The organism is Nostoc sp. NMS2 (assembly GCF_017115105.1).
Lineage (GTDB): Bacteria > Cyanobacteriota > Cyanobacteriia > Cyanobacteriales > Nostocaceae > Nostoc.
The window spans coordinates 1-4,136 of the sequence record NZ_JABXKH010000053.1; the positions used below are offsets into that span (position 1 = coordinate 1).

Annotated in this window: 6 protein-coding genes; 3 read left to right on the top strand and 3 right to left on the bottom strand. The window is 43.3% G+C overall.

Annotated features, from left to right (window positions below; all coding sequences use genetic code 11):
* Window positions 1–43: 43 nt before the first annotated feature.
* The 3 genes from HWQ36_RS09955 to HWQ36_RS09965 all read right to left on the bottom strand — a co-directional run bounded on the left by HWQ36_RS09955 (window position 44) and on the right by HWQ36_RS09965 (window position 2,272).
* Window positions 44–733, bottom strand: a complete 690-nt coding sequence (locus tag HWQ36_RS09955) for a PAS domain-containing protein (RefSeq protein WP_292701363.1) — start codon at window positions 731–733, stop codon at window positions 44–46.
* A 151-nt stretch (window positions 734–884) separates the two neighbouring features.
* Complete coding sequence (locus HWQ36_RS09960; protein ID WP_366828742.1) at window positions 885–1,889, bottom strand: hypothetical protein; 1,005 nt, start codon at window positions 1,887–1,889, stop codon at window positions 885–887.
* Window positions 1,890–2,002: 113 nt separating this feature from the next.
* Window positions 2,003–2,272 carry a hypothetical protein gene (locus tag HWQ36_RS09965; protein WP_292701366.1) on the bottom strand — a complete coding sequence of 90 codons (270 nt, stop codon included), beginning with the start codon at window positions 2,270–2,272 and terminating at the stop codon, window positions 2,003–2,005.
* A 224-nt stretch (window positions 2,273–2,496) separates the two neighbouring features.
* On the opposite strand from HWQ36_RS09965, the gene HWQ36_RS09970 reads away from it, so the two are divergent.
* From HWQ36_RS09970 to HWQ36_RS09980, 3 genes are all read left to right on the top strand, one after another.
* Window positions 2,497–3,309 (top strand): hypothetical protein, encoded by an 813-nt coding sequence (locus tag HWQ36_RS09970; RefSeq protein ID WP_292701369.1) that lies wholly within the window; start codon window positions 2,497–2,499, stop codon window positions 3,307–3,309.
* A gap of 123 nt (window positions 3,310–3,432) precedes the next feature.
* Window positions 3,433–3,759, top strand: coding sequence for a hypothetical protein (locus HWQ36_RS09975; protein WP_292701372.1), 327 nt, complete (start codon window positions 3,433–3,435; stop codon window positions 3,757–3,759).
* Window positions 3,752–3,955 (top strand): hypothetical protein, encoded by a 204-nt coding sequence (locus tag HWQ36_RS09980; protein WP_229451387.1) that lies wholly within the window; start codon window positions 3,752–3,754, stop codon window positions 3,953–3,955. The genes HWQ36_RS09975 and HWQ36_RS09980 overlap by 8 nt, the downstream gene beginning before the upstream one ends.
* Window positions 3,956–4,136: the final 181 nt, after the last annotated feature.

The window sequence follows — 4,136 nt, forward strand, 5'->3', positions numbered from 1 at the left end:
CTAGAAAGCGTTTCAGCCTTAGCGTAACTTTCTGTACGGTTGCTCATTTCACCCCTTTCACAGCAGTAATATCTAAACCCATTTCCACAACCATTGGTTCACCGTTCATATTTTTGAACGGATAATCATAAATCTGATACACTTTGCCTGTTTTACTATCAACCCATTCCCAAAGTTGCGGAGCATTAGTTTCAAAGACGCGAAAGGTAGGACAGACTGGACAAGGCTGCTTCAACCCAGCGATCGCCTCATAACAACGTTTCCCTGTAGGATCTCCAAATACCTCCTGGAAGCGTTGGTTATAAAATCCTACGCCATAATCATTGGGTTGCAGATAAAGGAAAGCGGGTAGCTGATTCAGTAGGTTATAAAGGCTTTGGCGTTCCGTTGAGAGTGCTTCTATTTGGCGCAACTGCTGGTTAACATCTTTCCCTACTGCATAGATGAGTCCCTGTTGGCTAGTAGAAAGACTCCAAGACAACCACCGATAACTGCCATCTTTGTGAAGATAACGGTTATCCCACTGCAAATTTTGCAGTGGTTCAGTTGGTAGCTGATTGATTGCAATATCTTCTGGATGTACTAATTCTAACCAATAATGCCCAATTAAGTTTTCTGGTTTCCATCCCAATACCTTTTCCCATGCAGGATTGACTTGCTGGTAGCAACCATCCCTTGAGATGATACAAAATAGGTCACTTGAAAGGTTGAAGAAATCTTCCAGATTAAACACAGTAATCTTGTTATCTAAATTTTGTCTTCAACGTAACTAAGTATATCCACTAGTTACAACGTCAAGATTACTGAATAATTATAAATACAGTGAAAATTTAAACTAAAGCCAAGCTCTACAACGCGCTCAAATTGCGATTTTAGCTAATTGATTAATCTATAATCCCATATTCTCGCTCAATCACACTCAACAGCTTCTCTTCAACAGCAGTCAAATACGGTCGCTTCAGTTCCCCCAAATGCTTCAGCACAGCACGGGCTGCCTCTTCCAAGTTCTCGTTTTCCCGTAATCTACTGATGCGATCGCTAATCTGCTGCATCTGCTGACATTCCGATTCCAGGTAGTTCAGTGGCTTTAGGTGGTCAATTCTGACAGTGTACTCCCCATCCCACATTGTGACTGTGCAACTAAATTCGCCAACATGGTTGACTATCCCCCAACATCCGCCTTTTCCTCGTAAATCAGGATTATCTTTGGCAATCAGGAGGCAGACTTCCCCAACACGGTAAGGATTTGGCGCTTTAGTACGTTCCATGATCCGTTGTACTACATCGCCTACAACTCTAGCAGATGGTACTTTACCTCCAGCTTCTTCCACTGCCCGTTGCCATACTTCCCATTGCTGTTGAGGTTCCAGTTTTGTTATCGGTCTAACCTGGCGCTCACTCGTGGGCAAAATTTGTGTCCCAATGGGACACATTTCCTCATTTTCTGTTTGTGTCCCACTGGGATAAATTTCCGCGTTGCTCGATTCAGTTTCAGTTTGTGTCCCATTGGGACACATTTTCATCAGGTTATCAAACACAGCCGAAGCTTCGATTAATCTGTAAGGATGACGACGCTGAAATCCAAACCTGTCTTTGCAATACTCCTCAAAAGTGCTGTGGGTGGAACGGTAGAGCCTGCGATCGCGCAATTCCATCAGCGCCTTCCCTGCTTCAAAAACCGCTTTCTCCACTTTTCTTTCCAAGTGTAGGCGATCGCTTTGTTCCTTGTCTGTCAATTCCTCTACTTCAACAGCACTAACCGTAATTGTTGCTGTAGCTGGATTTTCCTCAACAGAGATATCTGCATTTGCAGAGTTACTGAGTGATTTTGAATTTATTTCTGCGGCAGAGGTGGCTTTTTTACGCCTAGAAGATGGTTTAGCCATCATTCCACTTCTTTAATTCAATAGTACTTGCTCAAAATCAATGACAAATAGATTAAGTATGTGGTGAGTTATGGCAGTAATGCTCTGGGATCGGACTCGGTGGAGAATTATCATCTTCACGAGTCCTCTTGAATTTTCACAATGTCATTGACAGTTACTAACTCTCCAGATAGCACCGAGCAAATCCTTGCTAGTTTTACCAAATTATCGATATCCGCTTTTTTTAGCCTGCCAGCACGGGCGACAGTCAAGGTATGTCTAGTGACTTCATTCGGGCTACCCTCAAACTGCCTATGAACTGCGTAGACAGACAAGAGGCTACCATCTTCAGCTTTAGGCCACCATTGCGAAATATCAATATATGCTTCCATCCAAACTGCTAACACGTTTTTAATGATTAACCTCCATTAACGCTTATCTGATTACAGAATAACAGCCAATCAATATACAGGCTATCAATCAACAGAATAACTGCTAATCAGTATACTGACAATCAGTTAGCAGAGTAGCATAATATAAATATCACAAAAGGCAATCGCCCTTAGCCTCGGAAACTTTGGAAGCGATCGCCTTTTGAAAAACCCATACATTCGTACAGGGAATCTTAATTATGACTCACGCCCTTTACACAGCACAACAGCTGCAACTGAAATCCATTGCTCGACTCAAGCAAATCTACAGCGAAATCGGCTGCACAGTCGAAGTAAGCGACAAACGCTGCAAGGATGCCTGGATTTCCGCCATTGTTAACTATCAGGCAAGCAAGATTCAGAAACTTACCCTCGCTGCTCCCGACCAACAAGCCCTTGCCCAAGCCGAACTCGACAATTACATCGCTGACCAAGCCCAAGTTGTAGCTCCCGAACCCCTTAGAATAGTCGAAATCTCATTTTCTGATTACGAATATTACGCTGGTAATCAACTGGTGGCCAGCATCAGCCATGACGATAACCACTTAACGCAACGCTGGGTAGTCATGGTCAACAGTAAAGAAGTATTTCGTGCCAACACTCTAATGCGTTGCAATCGCTTCATCTGCACTCACTACAAAGACGGCTCATTACCTGTGCAGGAGAAAGAAGCAACACCCCCCACGACCGAAAACCGAATCATGGCGCATATCTTCAACGAGTGCCAGAATTACGGCTTTGAAATTCTCGATGATGGCATTTACAACAACAAGGGCGTAAAACTGGGGCAAGTCGGATGCACTGATGGTAACTGGTGGGTGAAGAGGCGTTATTCAGTCCAGCAGCAGTATTCTAACTCCGTGCTTGATGCTGTGCTATCGCTGTCGATGGTGGACGTATCTACTGATAGTAAATCCATTTTTGATAAATATTTTTTAGATCAGCCGTTAGAACAGCTAACTGGCGATAAATTGCAACGGCTGCTGGAGAGAGCGGAGTTAGTTACAGCGTAAGGAGTAGGCTTCGCTTGGGAAAAGGTTAAAGGGTAAGGGGGAAAGGTAAATTTCTTCATTCCCTTCCCCTTTGCCCTTTCCCCCTTTCCCTAATTATTTATTCACCAATCCCCAATTAAATCTATGAAACCCACAATATCAATCCCTCAACACTGGGGCTACCCACGCTTTGCTTTGGAACAGCGTACAGAACAAGGCATCATCTTGGGACTTTATTACTATCCTTTGGGTACAGAGTTGGCTGAACAATTTGATGATGGCTGGCGTTATGTCCTGATGCCTAACAAGAATTCTGATGAAATATCGTACTTGAAAGAGGATCAAATCCAACCGCTCACACCAGAAGAATTATTTTGGCAAATTACCGCAGAGATTGACTTTTATCAACAGCAAATAGCAATTCTGCAACAACAGTTAGCCATAGTCACCGGAGATTTTACAAATGCCTAAGACGGTTGACAACAGCTTTGACCGCAGGGCTAATCATTTGCTGCGTTCGATTCGGCTTTGCGGTGGTTGTGTGCCTCTGCATCGTTTGCAATTCCAATTCTCGGATTCAGTTATTCAAACACTGCTAGATAAAGAACTGGTGCAAGTGCAGAACACGGGACGCGGCTTTTTGTTAGAGATTGCCGAGGATTTTTAAGGTTATTAATCCCAGAGGACACAATAATGAAACTTTACGCGAAGATCATTCCACAAACTTTACCTGCTTGGGTAACTATCGTTACAAAGAGTGCAGATTTATTTGAAGTTGAAATCAATGATGAATACCCAAATTTTCAATCTCTGCTTGAAGAGTTGGAAACGGAGATTGAGCCAGGAAT

Bases quoted from the DNA above. Each gene is read 5' to 3' on its own strand.
- HWQ36_RS09980 (WP_229451387.1), top strand. From the start codon at position 3,752: ATGCCTAAGACGGTTGACAACAGCTTTGACCGCAGGGCTAATCATTTG.
- HWQ36_RS09975 (WP_292701372.1), top strand. From the start codon at position 3,433: ATGAAACCCACAATATCAATCCCTCAACACTGGGGCTACCCACGCTTT.
- HWQ36_RS09960 (WP_366828742.1), bottom strand. From the start codon at position 1,889: ATGATGGCTAAACCATCTTCTAGGCGTAAAAAAGCCACCTCTGCCGCA.
- HWQ36_RS09970 (WP_292701369.1), top strand. From the start codon at position 2,497: ATGACTCACGCCCTTTACACAGCACAACAGCTGCAACTGAAATCCATT.